Annotated in this window: 15 protein-coding genes; 8 read left to right on the top strand and 7 right to left on the bottom strand. The window is 72.5% G+C overall.

The genetic code is table 11. The annotated features are described in order from the left end of the window. Positions 1-74: 74 nt before the first annotated feature. The 3 genes from CYJ26_RS06985 to CYJ26_RS06975 are packed head-to-tail and all read right to left on the bottom strand — an operon-like array spanning position 75 to position 3,249. Positions 75-1,262 (bottom strand): hypothetical protein, encoded by a 1,188-nt coding sequence (locus tag CYJ26_RS06985; RefSeq protein ID WP_034235983.1) that lies wholly within the window; start codon positions 1,260-1,262, stop codon positions 75-77. Next, positions 1,259-2,476, bottom strand: a complete 1,218-nt coding sequence (locus CYJ26_RS06980; protein WP_101638189.1) for a TadA family conjugal transfer-associated ATPase — start codon at positions 2,474-2,476, stop codon at positions 1,259-1,261. The genes CYJ26_RS06985 and CYJ26_RS06980 overlap by 4 nt, the downstream gene beginning before the upstream one ends. Further along, positions 2,473-3,249 (bottom strand): cellulose synthase operon protein YhjQ/BcsQ, encoded by a 777-nt coding sequence (locus tag CYJ26_RS06975; protein ID WP_050765632.1) that lies wholly within the window; start codon positions 3,247-3,249, stop codon positions 2,473-2,475. Before CYJ26_RS06975 ends, CYJ26_RS06980 begins: the two co-directional genes overlap by 4 nt. Before the next feature lie 230 nt (positions 3,250-3,479). On the opposite strand from CYJ26_RS06975, the gene CYJ26_RS06970 reads away from it, so the two are divergent. Beyond that, positions 3,480-4,298 carry an HAD family hydrolase gene (locus CYJ26_RS06970; RefSeq protein ID WP_231550205.1) on the top strand — a complete coding sequence of 273 codons (819 nt, stop codon included), beginning with the start codon at positions 3,480-3,482 and terminating at the stop codon, positions 4,296-4,298. Here the strand turns inward: CYJ26_RS06970 and CYJ26_RS06965 are convergent. After that, positions 4,248-5,192 (bottom strand): Fic family protein, encoded by a 945-nt coding sequence (locus CYJ26_RS06965; RefSeq protein WP_101638188.1) that lies wholly within the window; start codon positions 5,190-5,192, stop codon positions 4,248-4,250. The genes CYJ26_RS06970 and CYJ26_RS06965 overlap by 51 nt on opposite strands. 55 nt (positions 5,193-5,247) lie before the next feature. On the opposite strand from CYJ26_RS06965, the gene CYJ26_RS06960 reads away from it, so the two are divergent. The 5 genes from CYJ26_RS06960 (at position 5,248) to CYJ26_RS06940 (ending at position 9,492) form a co-directional block, all read left to right on the top strand. After that, on the top strand, positions 5,248-6,216 hold the full coding sequence (locus CYJ26_RS06960; protein WP_145990772.1) for a hypothetical protein: 969 nt from the start codon (positions 5,248-5,250) through the stop codon (positions 6,214-6,216). 65 nt (positions 6,217-6,281) lie between these two features. Beyond that, positions 6,282-7,409 (top strand): hypothetical protein, encoded by a 1,128-nt coding sequence (locus tag CYJ26_RS06955; RefSeq protein ID WP_052039786.1) that lies wholly within the window; start codon positions 6,282-6,284, stop codon positions 7,407-7,409. Positions 7,410-7,415: 6 nt separating this feature from the next. Further along, a complete protein-coding gene (locus CYJ26_RS06950; protein ID WP_101638186.1) occupies positions 7,416-8,189 on the top strand; it encodes an AzlC family ABC transporter permease in 774 nt (257 codons plus the stop codon). Then, the gene (locus CYJ26_RS06945; protein WP_034235987.1) at positions 8,183-8,506 is read left to right on the top strand and encodes a branched-chain amino acid transporter permease; all 324 of its coding nucleotides are present in this window, start codon (positions 8,183-8,185) and stop codon (positions 8,504-8,506) included. The genes CYJ26_RS06950 and CYJ26_RS06945 overlap by 7 nt, the downstream gene beginning before the upstream one ends. Before the next feature lie 71 nt (positions 8,507-8,577). Then, on the top strand, positions 8,578-9,492 hold the full coding sequence (locus tag CYJ26_RS06940) for an alpha/beta fold hydrolase (protein WP_006547984.1): 915 nt from the start codon (positions 8,578-8,580) through the stop codon (positions 9,490-9,492). 27 nt (positions 9,493-9,519) lie between these two features. Here CYJ26_RS06940 and nth read toward each other — a convergent pair whose 3' ends face one another. After that, the gene (gene nth, locus CYJ26_RS06935) at positions 9,520-10,173 is read right to left on the bottom strand and encodes an endonuclease III (protein WP_101638185.1); all 654 of its coding nucleotides are present in this window, start codon (positions 10,171-10,173) and stop codon (positions 9,520-9,522) included. A 172-nt stretch (positions 10,174-10,345) separates the two neighbouring features. Here nth and CYJ26_RS06930 point away from each other — a divergent pair, with 172 nt between their 5' ends. After that, the gene (locus tag CYJ26_RS06930; RefSeq protein ID WP_034235989.1) at positions 10,346-11,023 is read left to right on the top strand and encodes a Crp/Fnr family transcriptional regulator; all 678 of its coding nucleotides are present in this window, start codon (positions 10,346-10,348) and stop codon (positions 11,021-11,023) included. Between the two features lie 80 nt (positions 11,024-11,103). On the opposite strand, the gene CYJ26_RS06925 is transcribed toward CYJ26_RS06930, so the two are convergent. After that, complete coding sequence (locus tag CYJ26_RS06925; RefSeq protein WP_006547980.1) at positions 11,104-11,265, bottom strand: Sp36 family protein; 162 nt, start codon at positions 11,263-11,265, stop codon at positions 11,104-11,106. Between the two features lie 68 nt (positions 11,266-11,333). Beyond that, a complete protein-coding gene (locus CYJ26_RS06920; RefSeq protein ID WP_034235990.1) occupies positions 11,334-11,654 on the bottom strand; it encodes a WhiB family transcriptional regulator in 321 nt (106 codons plus the stop codon). A gap of 274 nt (positions 11,655-11,928) precedes the next feature. On the opposite strand from CYJ26_RS06920, the gene CYJ26_RS06915 reads away from it, so the two are divergent. After that, complete coding sequence (locus CYJ26_RS06915; protein WP_101638184.1) at positions 11,929-14,136, top strand: transglycosylase domain-containing protein; 2,208 nt, start codon at positions 11,929-11,931, stop codon at positions 14,134-14,136. Positions 14,137-14,139: the final 3 nt, after the last annotated feature.

Here is a 14,139-nt window from a genome sequence, read left to right as displayed (position 1 = left end):
ACATGGTGCCACGCCACCGCCCTGCCCTCACAGCGCATATGGCGCACCATGGCTAGACGCATGAGGTAGCAGTGCTAGGCGCCCAGCAGATCCAGCCCGAGACTGGCCACCACCGGCACGATGCCCAGGGCGATGAAGGCAGGCAGGTGGCACAGCCCTAGCGGCACCACGAGCCGCACGGCCAGGCGTTCGGCTGCCTCCTGGTCCCGCGCCTGGCGCCCCGAACGCAGGCTGGCAGCCGTAGCAGCCAGGAGCGGTACCGGCGAGGCTCCGTCCTCCCAGCCCGGACGCAGGCAGGCCTCCAGGTTCTGCCGCCGCGCACGCCAGTCCTCGTCCTGCGCGGCGCGCCAGGCCTCCTGCCACCCCGCTCCCAGCAGGAGGCCACGAGCCACAACGCCGCACGCAGGCTCGTCCAAGGCCGAGGCCAGAGCCTCCAGCGTCCTGGGCAAGGAGGAACCGCAGGACAGTGCCGCCGCCGCAAGGTCGAGCACCAGCGCCTCGTCCACGCCCTCGCTGGCTGACTCGGCCGCCCGGACGAGGCGACGGGTGAGGTAGTGCCCCGCCGTCATGAGGCCGATCCCGAGCAGACCCAGCACGCTGCCCAGCCCACCGCCCAACAGCACCTCCTGGGGCCGCGCGCCGACGGCCGTCCCCAGCGCCAGGCCGAGCAGCGGCAGGCAGGCCAGTAACCGGGCGGTGGCCTGTGGTGCTGACAACGCGGTGCGCCGCGAGGCCTCAGCCCGACCCGACTCCGCCACCCCCTGCGCCACCGCCTCCAGCACGGCCGCCAGGGGCGCCCCGAGCGCCGCACTCAGCCTGCAGGCGGCCACGGCCCCGGGCACGGCAGCCGCCGTCGCCTCACGCCTGGCCGCACCTTGTCGCCCCGGCGGCCAGGGAGGATGCCACGCCCATCGCCCGTCCTTGCGCCGCGGTCGCCAGGACCTGGATGCCAGGTCGGCCACCTGCCACAGGGCGGGTGGCACGCCGTCCGTCCCCGGACTGACGCCCTCGCACAGGCCGTGACGCCTCAGGGCGCGGCTCCAGGCACGTTCGGTCGGGGCCCCGGCACGCAGGAGTGTGGCCACCTCGGTCAGCACCAGCCCAAGGTCAAGGTCCCGGGCCCTCGGCCCGGGCAGCCTCGCGCCGCCTGCCGGGCCCCTTTCGATCTGCTCCAGGACGCTGGCGTCCCGGCGTGCCGGCAGGAGCAGCACCGTGACCGCGAGCGCGAGCAGGAGCGCAACGAGCAGCGCGGCCGGGGTCATGGCAGCCCCGCCTCTCCTGCGCGTCTGAGCAGCGCCACCAGCTGAGCGTGTCCGGGACCTGGCAGGAGAGCGCCGTCGCGCAGGTGCAGGGCCTCGCGGCACACGAGGCGGCCCGAGTCCTCCTCCCTCAGGAGCACCCCGAGCGAGGTCACCACACGCTGCACGCTGGGGCCCTCCTCGCGCCGTGCCCTGCGCGAGCCAGGCACCCCGCCGCCTGGCCCGCTCCTTTGGCACGCGAGCCGCTGCAGGTGGATGACGACGTCCAGGGCACTGGCCGCCTGGGCAGCCACGGTGGCCTCGTCCATTCCGGCCAGCGCGCCCAGCGCCGTCAGGCGCGCTGGCACGTCTACCGGGGCGTTGGCGTGCAGGGTCGCCCATCCTCCTTCGTGGCCGGTGTTGAGCGCCGTGAGCACCTCGCGGACCTCGGGGCCACGGCACTCCCCCAGCACGATGCGGTCCGGGCGCATGCGCAGCGCGGTACGCACCAGGGAGGTCATCGTCACCTCTCCCACGCCCTGGACGTTGGCCTGACGCTCCTGCAGGTGGATGACGTGAGGGTGGTTGGGCCGCAGCTCGCTGGCCTCCTCGATGCACACGATGCGCTCAGTGGGCTCCACCAGGGAGAGCAGGGATGCCAGCAGGGTCGTCTTGCCGGTGCCCGTGGCGCCGGTGACCAAGCAGGAGGCCCGTCCCGCCACGAGGGCGGCCAGGACCTCGGCCAGGCTCGGGGTCAGCGTGCCCGCCGCGATCAGCTCGGCCAGGCTGAAGGCCTGGGGGCGGCTCGTGCGCAGGCAGATGAGGGTGCCGTCCGCGCTCAACGGGGGCAGGACGGCATTGAGCCGGGTGCCGTCGGCCAGCGTGGCGTCGACGACGGGGCTTGCCTCATCCAGGCGTCTGCCAGCGCTGGCCGCCATGCGCACGGCCAGCGCACGCACCTGGTCCTCGGGCAGGTCGTGGTGGACCTCCTCCAGGCCGCGGCCCCGGTCGATCCAGCTGCGCCCCGCTCCCACGAGCACGTCCGTGACGCCGTCGGTCTCTAGCAGGGGCTGCAGCCAGGAGCCGGCTCCCTCGACCTCGCGGTGGACGCGCTCATGGAGCCGTGCCAACCCCTCCATGCCGGTGGCGGCGTCGCTCTCCTCCTCCAGCGCGGTGCTCAGGCTCGCACCCCGTGCCAGCGCGCCGCGCACCCGCTCCAGCTCCTCCGCTCCGCTCACGGCGCTGCCACCACGCCTTGAAGCTCTTCCAGGAGGGCGTGGGCCAGGGCGCGGGCGTCTCGGCGTGCGCGACCGCGTCCGCGTGTGACGTCGTCACCCCTGGCAGTGCGCTGGGCCACCGATCGGTCCACGGCCATAGGACCGATCACCTGGCACCCGGTCGTGCGCACCAGACCGTCGACGTCGATGTCCTCCCCCTCCTGCAGCACCACCAGACGCACCGGGCGCTGGCTCTCGCCCGCGATCCGCCGCGCAAGCACCCGCGCGGCCGCTGCTGAGCGCAGGTCGAGCGCCGTGAGCAGCAGGACCGTGGCCTGCGGTGGGACCGGCAGGGTGCGCGGCAGGTCCACGACGACGACGTCGTGCACGCTGGCCAGGGCCGTGATCACGGGCGCGAGGATCTCCTCGCTTCGCGCTCCGCCCCTGGTGTCCCCGGTCATCACCCTCATGCCCAGCCAGGTGGGAAGGGCGTCCACGAGCCTGCTGACGCGGAAGGCCGTTTCCTGCTGCGGCAGGTCCGCCCACCGCAGCCCGGGCCCCGGCCCGGTCCCCATGAGCAGGCCAAGCCCTCCGGCGGGGTCTGCGTCCACGAGCGCGACCTTCTGGCCGGCCACCGTCAGGGCGCGTGCCAGGAGAAGGGACAGGCAGGAGGCTCCCAGGCCCCCGCGGGCGGCAACGACGGCGACCACCGCCCCCGGCGGGCGGGCCTCAGGCTGGTTCGCTGCCTGGCGAGCAGGCGCGGTCTTCAGGTCAGTTGGGCTCGGTCGGGTCATCTCTCCTCCTGGGCTCGCCGGCGCGGTCGGGCTCGGGCTGCCTCGGGTGAGGCCGGCTCGCGGGCAGGCGCCTGCTCCGAGCGTGCTCCCCCCTGCCGTGCCGGCGCACCTGGGCCGATCGAGCCCTGTGGACAGGGGTGTCACGAGACCTGCCTGTGGAGCCCGGGCTCGGTACGATGCGAGGGAACCAGCAGCCGTCCGGCCACCCGCACGAGGCTCAGGAGGTCATCGTGGACAAGGCACCCCGCCGCGCCGCCTACTTCGACCTGGACAAGACCGTGCTGGCGACCTCCACCACCTTCGCCCTGGGCGACCCGATGCGCCGCTCCGGGCTCATCTCCACCTCCGCCCTGGCCCGCGGGGTCGTGGCCCAGCTGCCCTACCTCCTCATGGGCGCGGACGAGGAGCACTCGGCACGGCTCATGCGCCAGCTGGCCGCCATGTCCGCCGGACTGGAGCGCCGTCGGCTCCAGGAGGTGGTGGACCAGGCCCTGTCCACCGCGATCGAGCCGGCCGTCTACGCCGAGGCCCTGGACCTCATCCAGGCTCATCACGAGGCTGGTCACGACGTCGTCATCGTCTCGGCCTCCGTGGAGGAGATGGTCGAGCCGGTCGCAGCCCTGGTGGGCGCTGACCGGGCGGTGGCCACGCAGATGGAGACCGACGCCGAGGGACGCTTCACCGGCGCGATCGCCCGATCCTTGCTCCACGGCGCCAAGGTCGAGGCGCTGGAGGCTGACGCCGCCGCCCACGGCATCGACCTGGCAGCCTCGTGGGCCTACTCCGACTCGGTCTCAGACCTGCCGATGCTCCAGGCCGTGGGCCACCCCGTCGCCGTCAACCCGGACCGCGAGCTGCGCCACCACGCGACCCAGGCCGGCTGGATGGTGAGGGACTTCCAGCGGCCCCTGACCCTCAGGCGTCCGCTGGCCCCGCCGGTGCCCGCAGCACTGCAACTGCGCCCCGAGCAGGCCGAGGCCCTGACCTCGGCCCTGGCGCTAGGCGCCGTGGGAGCCCTGGCCGCCTGGCTGACCTGGAGGCGCCGCTAAGGCGGTCGTCCCTGCCTGCACGGCCCGGCACACGGCCTGGGCCTCCTGGATGCCCAGGAGCAAAGCCTCGGCCTGCCACACGATCCAGGACACCACGCCCTCCAGGCTCCCGGTGGCGTAGGCCGCCAGGGCCTGCGCGTAGGCGCCAGGCGCCCTGGCCGCATACAGGTCCGGCACCGCCACCCCCGTAGGCTCCAGGCCGTCACGGGTGGCCAGGTAACGCACGAGCAGACGCCCCACCGCCGCGTTGCCGGCAGTGAAGGGGCGCGCACACACCATCTCGGCGTGGACGACGGCGCAGCGCACCAGAGCCGGCGCTCCCTCGATCTCCAGCAGCTCCATGAGGGCGGCGCGACGCTGGGAGAGCTCCTCACCGTGGGGCGCCGGCCCCGGACCACCCTCGCGCGCGGCCTGCTCCTCCAGCCGCGCGGCGCCCACCTCGGTCAAGGGCAGGCGTCCGCCGGCGGCCAGGGGCCCGGTCACGTCGCGGTGAAGAGTCGCCAGAAGCGCGGCTGCCGGCGGCGGCGTGGGGCGCTGGTTGCCCCGCAGCGGAGCCATCCACTGCGTCACCCGGGTCTGGGCGCGCCACAGTCCCGCCGCCGCGTCCAGGCTGGCGTCACCGGTCACGGCGCGGGAGAGCGAGCCGCTCGCCACGCACTCGCGCAGGAGGGAGGCCGGTACCACCGCCCCCTCGACCGCGGCCGAGGCCACCGCCCCACGCACGCAGGACTCTGAGCGGGCCTCACGCCAGCGCCGTCGCAGCGCCTCGTTCCAGCGCAGCTCGGCGGAGGCCTCGCGCAGCGCCTCCTGCGCCTGGCGCACGCGCGGCTGGCCAGCCAGGGCTGCGAGGGCCTCGATCACGGCCTGGGGGTGGGAGGCAAGGTCCGGGCTCACGCGCTCAGACTAAGGGGCCGCCCTGAGCTGCCGGCAGGCCGCTAGGCTCGCGCCCGTGAGCATGACGTACTCCTCCGACGGCGCCCCGGCCCCTCTGACTCCCGGTGGCGGGATCCCCGTGGCGCCTCGCGGTCGCCGTCGGGACCACGCCCTGGCCGGCCTGGTGGGCCTGCTCCTGGCTCCGGTGACAATCCTGCTCACGGGCGGGACCGGGCACTTCGCCTCCCAGGGCAGGCTGGGGCTGGCTGCCTTCCACCTCCTCGTCCTGCTCGTCATGGTCTGCGCCTGCCAGGCGCTGTTCGCCGCCCGCTCCTCCTTGGGAGGCCTGGTGGCGGGCCTCATGGCCCTGGCTGGTCAGCTCGCCCTGATCTGCCTTGCCGACGGCGCCGCCACCGTCTGCCCACCGTGGCTCCCTCCGGTCGCCACGACGGGCGTCCTGCTCCTGACTAGCGCCCTGCTGACTGGCGGGGCCTGGGGAATGAGGTCGGCGCGCCGAGGCGGGCGTGAGCAGGCGCGCACGGCCATGCGGCTGGCGCAGGCCGATCGCGCACTGGGCGTCACCCCCAGCGCACCGCCCTCGCGTCGGCGCGCCCACCTGCTCACGCTGGCACTGAGCGTGGCCGCCCTCGCTCTCGCTCTCGTCATCCTCGCCCGTGGCCCTCACGCGGCGCTGGACGGCACCGGGCAGGCCTCGTGGGGCGCTCTGGCCGCGGCCGCTGGAGCCTTCCTCCTCCTGGCGGTGACCGGAGCCGCCACGGGCCGCTCAAGCCTGGGGGCACGAGCCACTGGCATCGCGCTCATCCTCATCAGCCTCCCGGCGCTCGTGGCCCCGGCCTGGCCGGATATGCCCTTCGACTCACTCGTGGACCGCCTGCTCGCCTGGGCCCCTGACGCCATGACCCTGGTGAGCGCAGGCGTCCTGCTCAGCGGCATCGGCTGGGGCTCCCACCTGGCCCGGCGTCAGGGACACGCCGAGGAGCTCGTCCGCGCACGGACCGCCGGCCTGGAGACCTCCGCGGCCTGACCGGCACGCCTCCACGCCCTGGCGCCCTCGCGCCGCTACCGTAACGGGGCGAGAAGGAGGACCCCGTGACCACAGCAACTCCCCGCCGTCCCGAGGACCACGGCACGGCCCAGGAGGCCGAGCACGTCGACCCGGCCGGCTCCGTCCTGACACCTGCCTCCACCGAGCTGGTCTCCGACGACCTTGAGGTCCCTGGCCCCACCCCCGTCCTGGACGACGCCGAGCCCGCCGCGGCGCAGACCAACCCGGTCACCGGCGGTGCGCCGACCTCAGCCAGCCCCGACCCGGCCCCCGAGGTCCTCATCGCCCCGGCCGCACGCGCCGGCGCCCCCACGCCGTCGGCCCAGACCCCACCTGAGGCCGCCGTGGAGCAGGAGGCTCAGTCCGCCCCCGGCCGCCGGGCCGCCAGGCACGCCGCCACGCAGGACGATCCCTCCACCACCGCGGTGCGCCGTCGTTCCCTCTTCGCCCGCGAGGAGGAGGCCCACCGCGAGGCCGCCGAGCAGGCCGAGGCCGCGCAGCCCTCTGAGGCTTCCACGGCGCCGGGAGAGCCCACGAGCGTGACGAGCCCGGCCGAGGCCGCCGCGAGCGCCCAGGACGAGGACGACGACGCCCCGATGACTCCCGTGTGGCCGCGCCGCACCCCTGAGCCGCGCAGCGAGGAGGACATCCTCCTGGACGGCTCGGTGGTCGTCGGGCGGCCGGCCTCACGCGCTGCGGCCCACTGGGCCGGGGTGCTGCTCTCCCTCGTCCTGCTGCCGCCGGCCTGGTTCTTCCTCCACGACGCCGCCACCCACCTCGTGGGGGCCACCGAGGCCTACCGCTTTGCCATCACCACGCGCGGGGTCATCGAGCTCGTCGTGGGCTGTCTCCTGCTCGTCCTGGCGCTGTGGACGGCTCGCCGTTCCTCGCTGGGGACCTTCGTCGTCGGCGCGATCACGCTGGTCGCCGGGCTGCCCGGGCTCGTGGCCCCCGGTCCCGTGGACGCCGCGCTGTCCCCCTTCCTCACGCGCCTGGCCGAGCAGTCCACGCTCGGCAAGGACGTGGCCACCATGATCTGGTCCGACGCCGTCTCCGGCCGCTTCCTGGCGGTGGGCCTGGCCCTGGTCATGGTCGGGGTCGCCTCCCACTCGGCGCGCCGGGCCGGGCGGCGCGAGCAGGAGGTCATCGACCGCGTGCGCCACGTGGGCTGAGCCCGCATGACCTGTGTGCGCGACGGGCTGCGTGACGCCGTCCCCGTCGTCATCGGCTACCTCACCCTGGGGGCGGCTGCCGGCGCCCTGCTGGCCGCCGCGGGCCTGGAGTGGTGGTGGGCGGCCGTGTGGAGCCTGGTCATCTACTCCGGTACCATGCAGATGCTGCTGGTGCCGCTCGTGGCCGGCGGGGCCTGCCTGGCCACGATCGCGTTGTCCGCGCTCTTCGTCTCCGGCCGCCACGTCTTCTACGGCCTCGGCTTTCCCCTCAACCGCGTGCGCGGCAGGCTGGCCACGCGCCTGTACGCGGTCCACGCCATCACCGACGAGGTCTACGCCCTGCTGGCGTCCAAGGACCGCAGCCGGATGAGCGGGCGCTACCTGCTGAGCGTGGAGGCCGTCAGCCAGGCCTCCTGGTTCCTGGGGAACTGCGTGGGGGCGCTGGCCGGCAGCTGGCTCGCCTCCGCGGTGGGTGAGCGCATCGAGCTGCTCGGCTTCGTCCTGACCTCGCTCTTCGTGGTCCTGGCGATCGAGAACTGGCGGTCCAACCCTGACCGGGCCGTGCTGGCGCTGGGGGTCGTGGCAGGAACCGCCGGCCTCGTCATCGGCGGTCAGGCCACCTTGCTGGTCTCCCTGAGCCTGCTGGCAGCGGGACTGAGCGCCCTGTACCTGTGGCGAGGACGCGCCACGGGCGGGCGCGTCACCTCAGCACCCAGCCCGGCCCAGACCGTTGCACCGAGCGCTGCCACCTGCCCTGGCTCCCAGGAGCACCCGTGCTGAGCCCTGCCGAGATCGCCGTGGCCGTCGCCGTCGTCGCCGCTATCACCTTCGCCTGCCGCCTGGCACCCTTCGTGCTGCTGCGTGGCCGTCCCGCCAGACCCTTGCTCGACTTCCTGTCCCGCACGATGCCGCTGGGCGTCATGGTGGTCCTCGTGGCCTACACCCTGGCCGGGGTGACGTCCTCCCCGGCCTCCTGGGTGCCCTACCTGGGTGGGATCGGGGCGACGGCGGCGCTGCACCTGTGGCGCCGCTCCATCGCCCTGTCGCTGGTCGGCGGTACCGGGGTCTACGTCGCAGCGTCCCTGCTGCTGGGCTAGAGGGCACGACCCGTGGGTGCGGGCCGCCTCGAAACAGCCTGGCCGCGCCACCGGTTGGCTAGAGTGCCTGCGTGCCTGTCAACGTCTACCGCCCCGGCCCCTGGACGCACCGTGACCTGTCCGCCGGCGGCACGCGCTTCCACGCCGCCCTCGCCGGGCCCGAGTCCCCGCTGAACGACGCCGAGGGCACCGGCCCGCTCGTGGTCCTGCTGCACGGCTTCCCGGAGTGCTGGTGGACCTGGCGCCACGTCATGCCCGCCCTGGCCCGGGAGGGCCACCGCGTGGCGGCCCTCGACCTGCGCGGCTTCGGCGGCTCGGACCGGCCGCCGTCGGGCTATGACCTGGTCAGCCTGGCCGACGACGTGCACGGGGCCATCCGGGCGCTCGGGCACGAGTCCGCCGTCGTCGTCGGTCACGGCCTGGGCGGGCACGTGGCCTGGGTCACGGCCAACCGGTTCTCCTCCACGGTCCGAGGCATCGTGCCGGTCAGCGCTCCCCACCCGGTCGCCGTGCGCTCGCTGCGCGGCCGCCTGCTGTCAGGAGCCGCCCTGCAGTACCTGTCCTTCAAGGTCCCTCTCCTGCCCGAGCGCACCCTGGCCACCCAGGCCGGCATGGAGCGTCTGCTGCGCTCGTGGGCGGGTCCTCGCACCCGCGCCCAGGTCACCGAGGCCGCCGGCTACTACGCCGCGCTGCTGGCCAGGCCCGGGGCAGCGCACTCGGCGCTGGAGACCTTGCGCGACATGCTGCTCGGACGCCAGACGCTGGCGGCGCTGGAGCCCGCCGTGCAGGTCCCCGTCATGTCCGTCCAGGGGCAGGTTGACCCGGTCCAGCCGGCCCAGGCCTACGCGCGCGACACCCACCACGTGGCAGGACGCCTGCAGCAGGTGACCATCCACGGCGTCGGCCACTTCCCGCAGGAGGAGGCGCCAAACCAGCTCACCGAGGTCCTGCTGCCCTTCCTGGCTGACCTCGTTCCCGCCCAGTAGCCGCCCTCCCCCGTCCACGGCGGTGCCTCAGACCCCGACCTGCGGGCACAGCCCGGCCGCAAGCAGCAGGCACTGCTCGCAGCGTGGCGAGCGGGCGTGGCAGACGGCCCGCCCGTGCTTGATGAGCCGGTGGCACCCGTCGGTCCAGCGCGTGGGGTCCCACAGGGAGGCGATGTCCTTCTCCACCTTGAGCGGGTCCTTGTGCTCGGTCCATCCCAGACGCCGCGACAGGCGCCCCACGTGCGTGTCCACGGTGATGGCCGGCGTGGCGAAGGCGTTGCCCAGCACCACGTTGGCTGTCTTGCGCCCCACCCCCGGCAGGCTGGTGAGCTGCTCGCGGGTGCGAGGCACGACGCCGTCGAAGGCGGCGGTCAGCTCCTCGCCCAGGCCGATGAGGCGCTCGGCCCGCGTGCGCTGCATCCCCAAGGGCCGCAGCCGTTCCTCCAGGTCCGCCCGGTCCGCGCCGGCGAGCGCGGCGGCGTCGGGATAGGTCTGAAAGAGCCCCGGGGTGACGGTGTTGACCCGCTTGTCCGTGGTCTGGGCGGACAGCACGGTGGCGACGAGCAGCTGGAAGGGGCCGTCATGGTCCAGGGCGCAGTGCGCGTCCGGGTAGAGCCCGGCGAGCTCGTCATCGACCTGGGCCGCGCGGGCGGCCAGAGCACTGTGGTCCTCGGCGGTCATGCTCTTCCCTCCCGGGCCGCTGCGCGATCCCTGTGTTTCGACCGAATGGGTATTTGACCTGCGCCACGGCGAGACTACAATGCTCGACGGCGTGCCACAGGTCACAGACCGTGGCAAGATAGGCGGGGGACGGCCCGCTCAGGCCCCATCGACCACATTCAGGAGGACCTTCGTGGACGAAAGCATCATCTCCAAGATCCCGCTCTTCGAGGGCATGAGCCCGGAGGAGCAGGAGGAACTGCGCGCCATGATGACGCAGACGACCCTGCGCCGTGGCGAGACGCTCTTCAACGAGGGCGACAGCGGCGACCGCCTGTACGTCCTGCTGTCCGGCAAGATCAAGCTCGGTCACGCCTCTCCCGACGGCCGCGAGAACCTCCTCGCGGTCCTGGGCCCCGGCGAGATCGTCGGTGAGCTGACCCTGTTCGACCCGGGCCCGCGCTCGACCACCGCCACGGCCGTGGCCCCCACGGACCTGCTCTCGCTGGAGCACACCCAGCTCATGAGCTTCATCGAGACCCACCCCACGCTCGCCAAGGACATGCTGCGCGCCCTGGCCCAGCGTCTGCGCCGCACCAACACGGCCCTGGCCGACCTGGTCTTCTCCGACGTGCCCGGCCGCGTGGCCAAGGCCCTGCTCGACCTGGCCGACCGCTTCGGCTCGACCACCGAGGACGGCGTCCACGTCCCGCACGACCTCACTCAGGAGGAGCTCGCCCAGCTGGTCGGAGCCTCGCGCGAGACGGTCAACAAGTCCCTGGCCGAGTTCGTCTCCCGCGGCTGGATCCGCCTGGAGGGCCGCGCGGTCACGCTGCTGGACATCGACCGCCTGCGTCGTCGCGCTCGCTGAGCACGCCTGCGCCACCACGACGGCGCCGCCACCTTCTACGCGTTGGTGGCGGCGCCGTCGTCGATGCTGGATCCCGGGGCTCAGCCCTGCTTGGGGCGCTTGAGGTAGGCGACGAGGTTGTCCGAGCCCGTGGGGCCGGGCACGACCTGGACGAGCTCCCAGCCGTCAGCACCCCACTGATCGAGGATCTGCTTGGTGGCGTGCGTGAGCAGGGGGATGGTGGCGTACTCCCATGTAGTCATGGGCGCAGCCTACGGGCCCGCAAGGACGCCGACCAGTACTGACAGCCGTCAGACCGGCCGTGGCACGCTCAGCGCACCCTTGCCAGGATCCGGGGAGCGCGACGAGCGTGGATCTCGGCGATGAGCTCGTCGTCCTCGCGACGCAGCCAGGCACCCCAGTCCGTGACCTCGGGGAAACGACGCAGCAGAGCCCGACGCTCGCGCTCGGTCAGTCCGCCCCACACGCCGAAGGAGGACTCCGAGTCCAGGGCCTCCGCCAGGCACTCCATCCGCACCGGGCAGGAGAAGCACAGCGAGCGAGCGTCACGCTGCTCGGCGCCCTTGCCGAACAACTGATCTGGCTCGACGGTGGCGCAGGCTGCACGGACAGCCCATGTCTGGTCGGTCATCGTCTTCTCACAACCTTCCTTACAGCGAGCCGACGCCAGTGTCGGCCGCGTCACATAGTAACCGTATGTCACCTCCGGCGAATTGACCAAATCCACATCACCAGGCATCTCATTTACCGTGCACGAACGGTCTGGACGGTGTACACGCTCGCGCTCGCGGGCGACGTCGGCCAGGGTGGGACCGCCGCCATTGGGCCGCTGCCCAGACACTATCCAGGCCCTTCGCGTCGTGCCCCACAGCGCCATGAGCCCGCGGGCACGTACTCTGGACCCCATGTCGCAGTCCTCCTCGCGCGATCGCTCGCTCACGCCGGCCCAGGTCGTCTCGATGCTGCTGGTCTTCCTCCTGCTGTCCACAGCAGGAGGCATCGTGACCGCCGGCTTCGCCGCCCCCTTCATCGGCGCAGCCTCCGCGGTCACCAAGGCCTCACAGCAGCTCTTCGACGAGCTGCCCTCGGACTTCAACGTCTTGGAGCCCAGTCAGGTCTCCGTCATCAAGGCTGCGGACGGGACCGACCTGGCCCAGTTCTACGCCGAGAACCGCATCGTCGTCCCGTTGGACCAGATCTCGACGAATATGCAGAACGCGATCGTGGCCGTGGAGGACCAGCGCTTCTACCAGCACAAGGGCGTGGACCCCACCGGTATCGTGCGCGCCTTCGTCTCCAACGCCTCCGGAGGCTCACAGGGTGCCTCCACCCTGACCCAGCAGTACGTGCGTAACGTGCTCATCGAGGCCGGGCTCCAGAAGGACGACGCCGCAGCCATCCGTGCCGCCACCGAGACGACCTACGCCCGCAAGCTGCGCGAGATCAAGTACGCCCTGACCCTGGAGCAGAAGTACTCCAAGCAGCAGATCCTGGAGGGCTACCTCAACATCGCCGCCTTCGGCCCCTCCACCTACGGGGCGGAGGCCAGCTCGCGGCACTTCTTCTCTCACTCCGCCGCTGAGCTGTCCATCCCCGAGGCCGCGCTGCTGGCGGGCCTGACCAACGCTCCCGGTCTCTATGACCCGGTCACCCACCCAGACAAGGCCAAGAGCCGCATGGACTGGGTGCTGAAGAAGATGTACGAGGAGGAGTTCATCAGCAAGGAGGACTACGACCAGGCCGTCCAGGTCCAGATCGCTGACCTCCTCCACGTCACCAACTCGGTGGGTGGCTGCGCGGCTGCCGGATCGGCCGCCTACTTCTGCGAGTACGCCGTCTCCGAGATCGAGAACTCTGACCTGTACGGCGACGACGCCGCCTCCCGCCGCCAGCTGCTGCTGCGCGGAGGCCTGACCATCACCACGACGATGGACCCGGCCAAGCAGGCAGCTGCCGACGCTGCCGTCCAGGCCTACGTCCCCACCGGTGACCCCTCCAACGTCAAGGCCGCCCTGGTCTCGGTAGAGCCCGGAACCGGCCGCGTGCTGGCGATCGCCCAGAACACCAACTACGGCGACGCCACGCCCGAGGACCCCACGGCCACCCAGATCTCACTGGGCGTGGACGCCAACCACGGAGGCGTGGAGAACTCCAAAGGCACCTCCGGCTTCCAGCCCGGATCAACCTTCAAGGGGTTCGTCCTGGCTGAGTGGTACCAGGAAGGCCGCTCGGGCTACACGAGCTTCAACACCTCGCCTACTACCTTCCCCGCCTCCACGTGGAACATCTCCTGCAACCCCGGGGCAGCGGACACCTGGAAGGTGGGTAACGCCTCCCCCTCAGAAGGCGGCACGCACAACGTCATCGACTCCACCAGGATGTCGATCAACGTCGGCTACGCACGCATGACGGCGGCGATGGACATCTGCAACATCACTTCGCTAGCCGCCAAGATGGGCGTGACGACCAACTCCGGTGAGCCCCTGACGGCGGTGCCCTCGATCGCCCTGGGGTCCCAGGAGGTCACCGCGCTCCAGATGGCCAACGCCTACGCGACCTTCGCCGCCCACGGCGTGTACTGCAAGCCCATCGCCATCGACAAGATCCTCGACGCCGACGGCACCGAGATGAAGGTTCCCTCGGCCTCCTGCAGCCAGGTCATGACCGCCGAGGCGGCTGACCAGGTCAGTCTCACCCTCACCACGGTCCTTTCCTCGTCCGGAACAGGACGCGGAGCGATCCTGGCGGCCGGGCGCCCGGCCGCTGGCAAGACCGGGACGACCGACGACATGGACAACGCCTGGTTCGTCGGTTACACCCCCAGCCTGTCCGCGGCCGTGTGGCTCGGGCACTCGGACGGGTACTACGCCATGAACCGTCAGGTCATCGGCGGGCGCTACTACGCCACGATGTACGGCTCGGACGCCCCGGCGCCGCTGTGGAAGACCTATATGGACGCCGCTCTGGCCGGCGCGCCCGCCGAGCAGTTCAACCAGGTCAGCCTGGGTATCCCGCCCGCTCCGGAGCCGCAGGAGGAGCACGAGGAGTCCGAGACCACCGAGGAGGCCCCGGCCGCCGAGGAGGAGTACTACTACGAGGAGGACGGTGAGTAGCCA

The sequence above is a fragment of the Actinomyces urogenitalis genome (genome assembly GCF_002861525.1).
Taxonomy (GTDB): domain Bacteria; phylum Actinomycetota; class Actinomycetes; order Actinomycetales; family Actinomycetaceae; genus Actinomyces; species Actinomyces urogenitalis.
This window is presented reverse-complemented; position numbering and strand designations above follow the sequence as displayed.

Bases quoted from the DNA above. Each gene is read 5' to 3' on its own strand.
- nth (WP_101638185.1), bottom strand. From the start codon at position 10,173: ATGACCGCCGAGGACCACAGTGCTCTGGCCGCCCGCGCGGCCCAGGTC.
- CYJ26_RS06920 (WP_034235990.1), bottom strand. From the start codon at position 11,654: ATGACCGACCAGACATGGGCTGTCCGTGCAGCCTGCGCCACCGTCGAG.
- CYJ26_RS06915 (WP_101638184.1), top strand. From the start codon at position 11,929: ATGTCGCAGTCCTCCTCGCGCGATCGCTCGCTCACGCCGGCCCAGGTC.
- CYJ26_RS06975 (WP_050765632.1), bottom strand. From the start codon at position 3,249: ATGACCCGACCGAGCCCAACTGACCTGAAGACCGCGCCTGCTCGCCAG.
- CYJ26_RS06925 (WP_006547980.1), bottom strand. From the start codon at position 11,265: ATGACTACATGGGAGTACGCCACCATCCCCCTGCTCACGCACGCCACC.
- CYJ26_RS06950 (WP_101638186.1), top strand. From the start codon at position 7,416: ATGACCTGTGTGCGCGACGGGCTGCGTGACGCCGTCCCCGTCGTCATC.
- CYJ26_RS06985 (WP_034235983.1), bottom strand. From the start codon at position 1,262: ATGACCCCGGCCGCGCTGCTCGTTGCGCTCCTGCTCGCGCTCGCGGTC.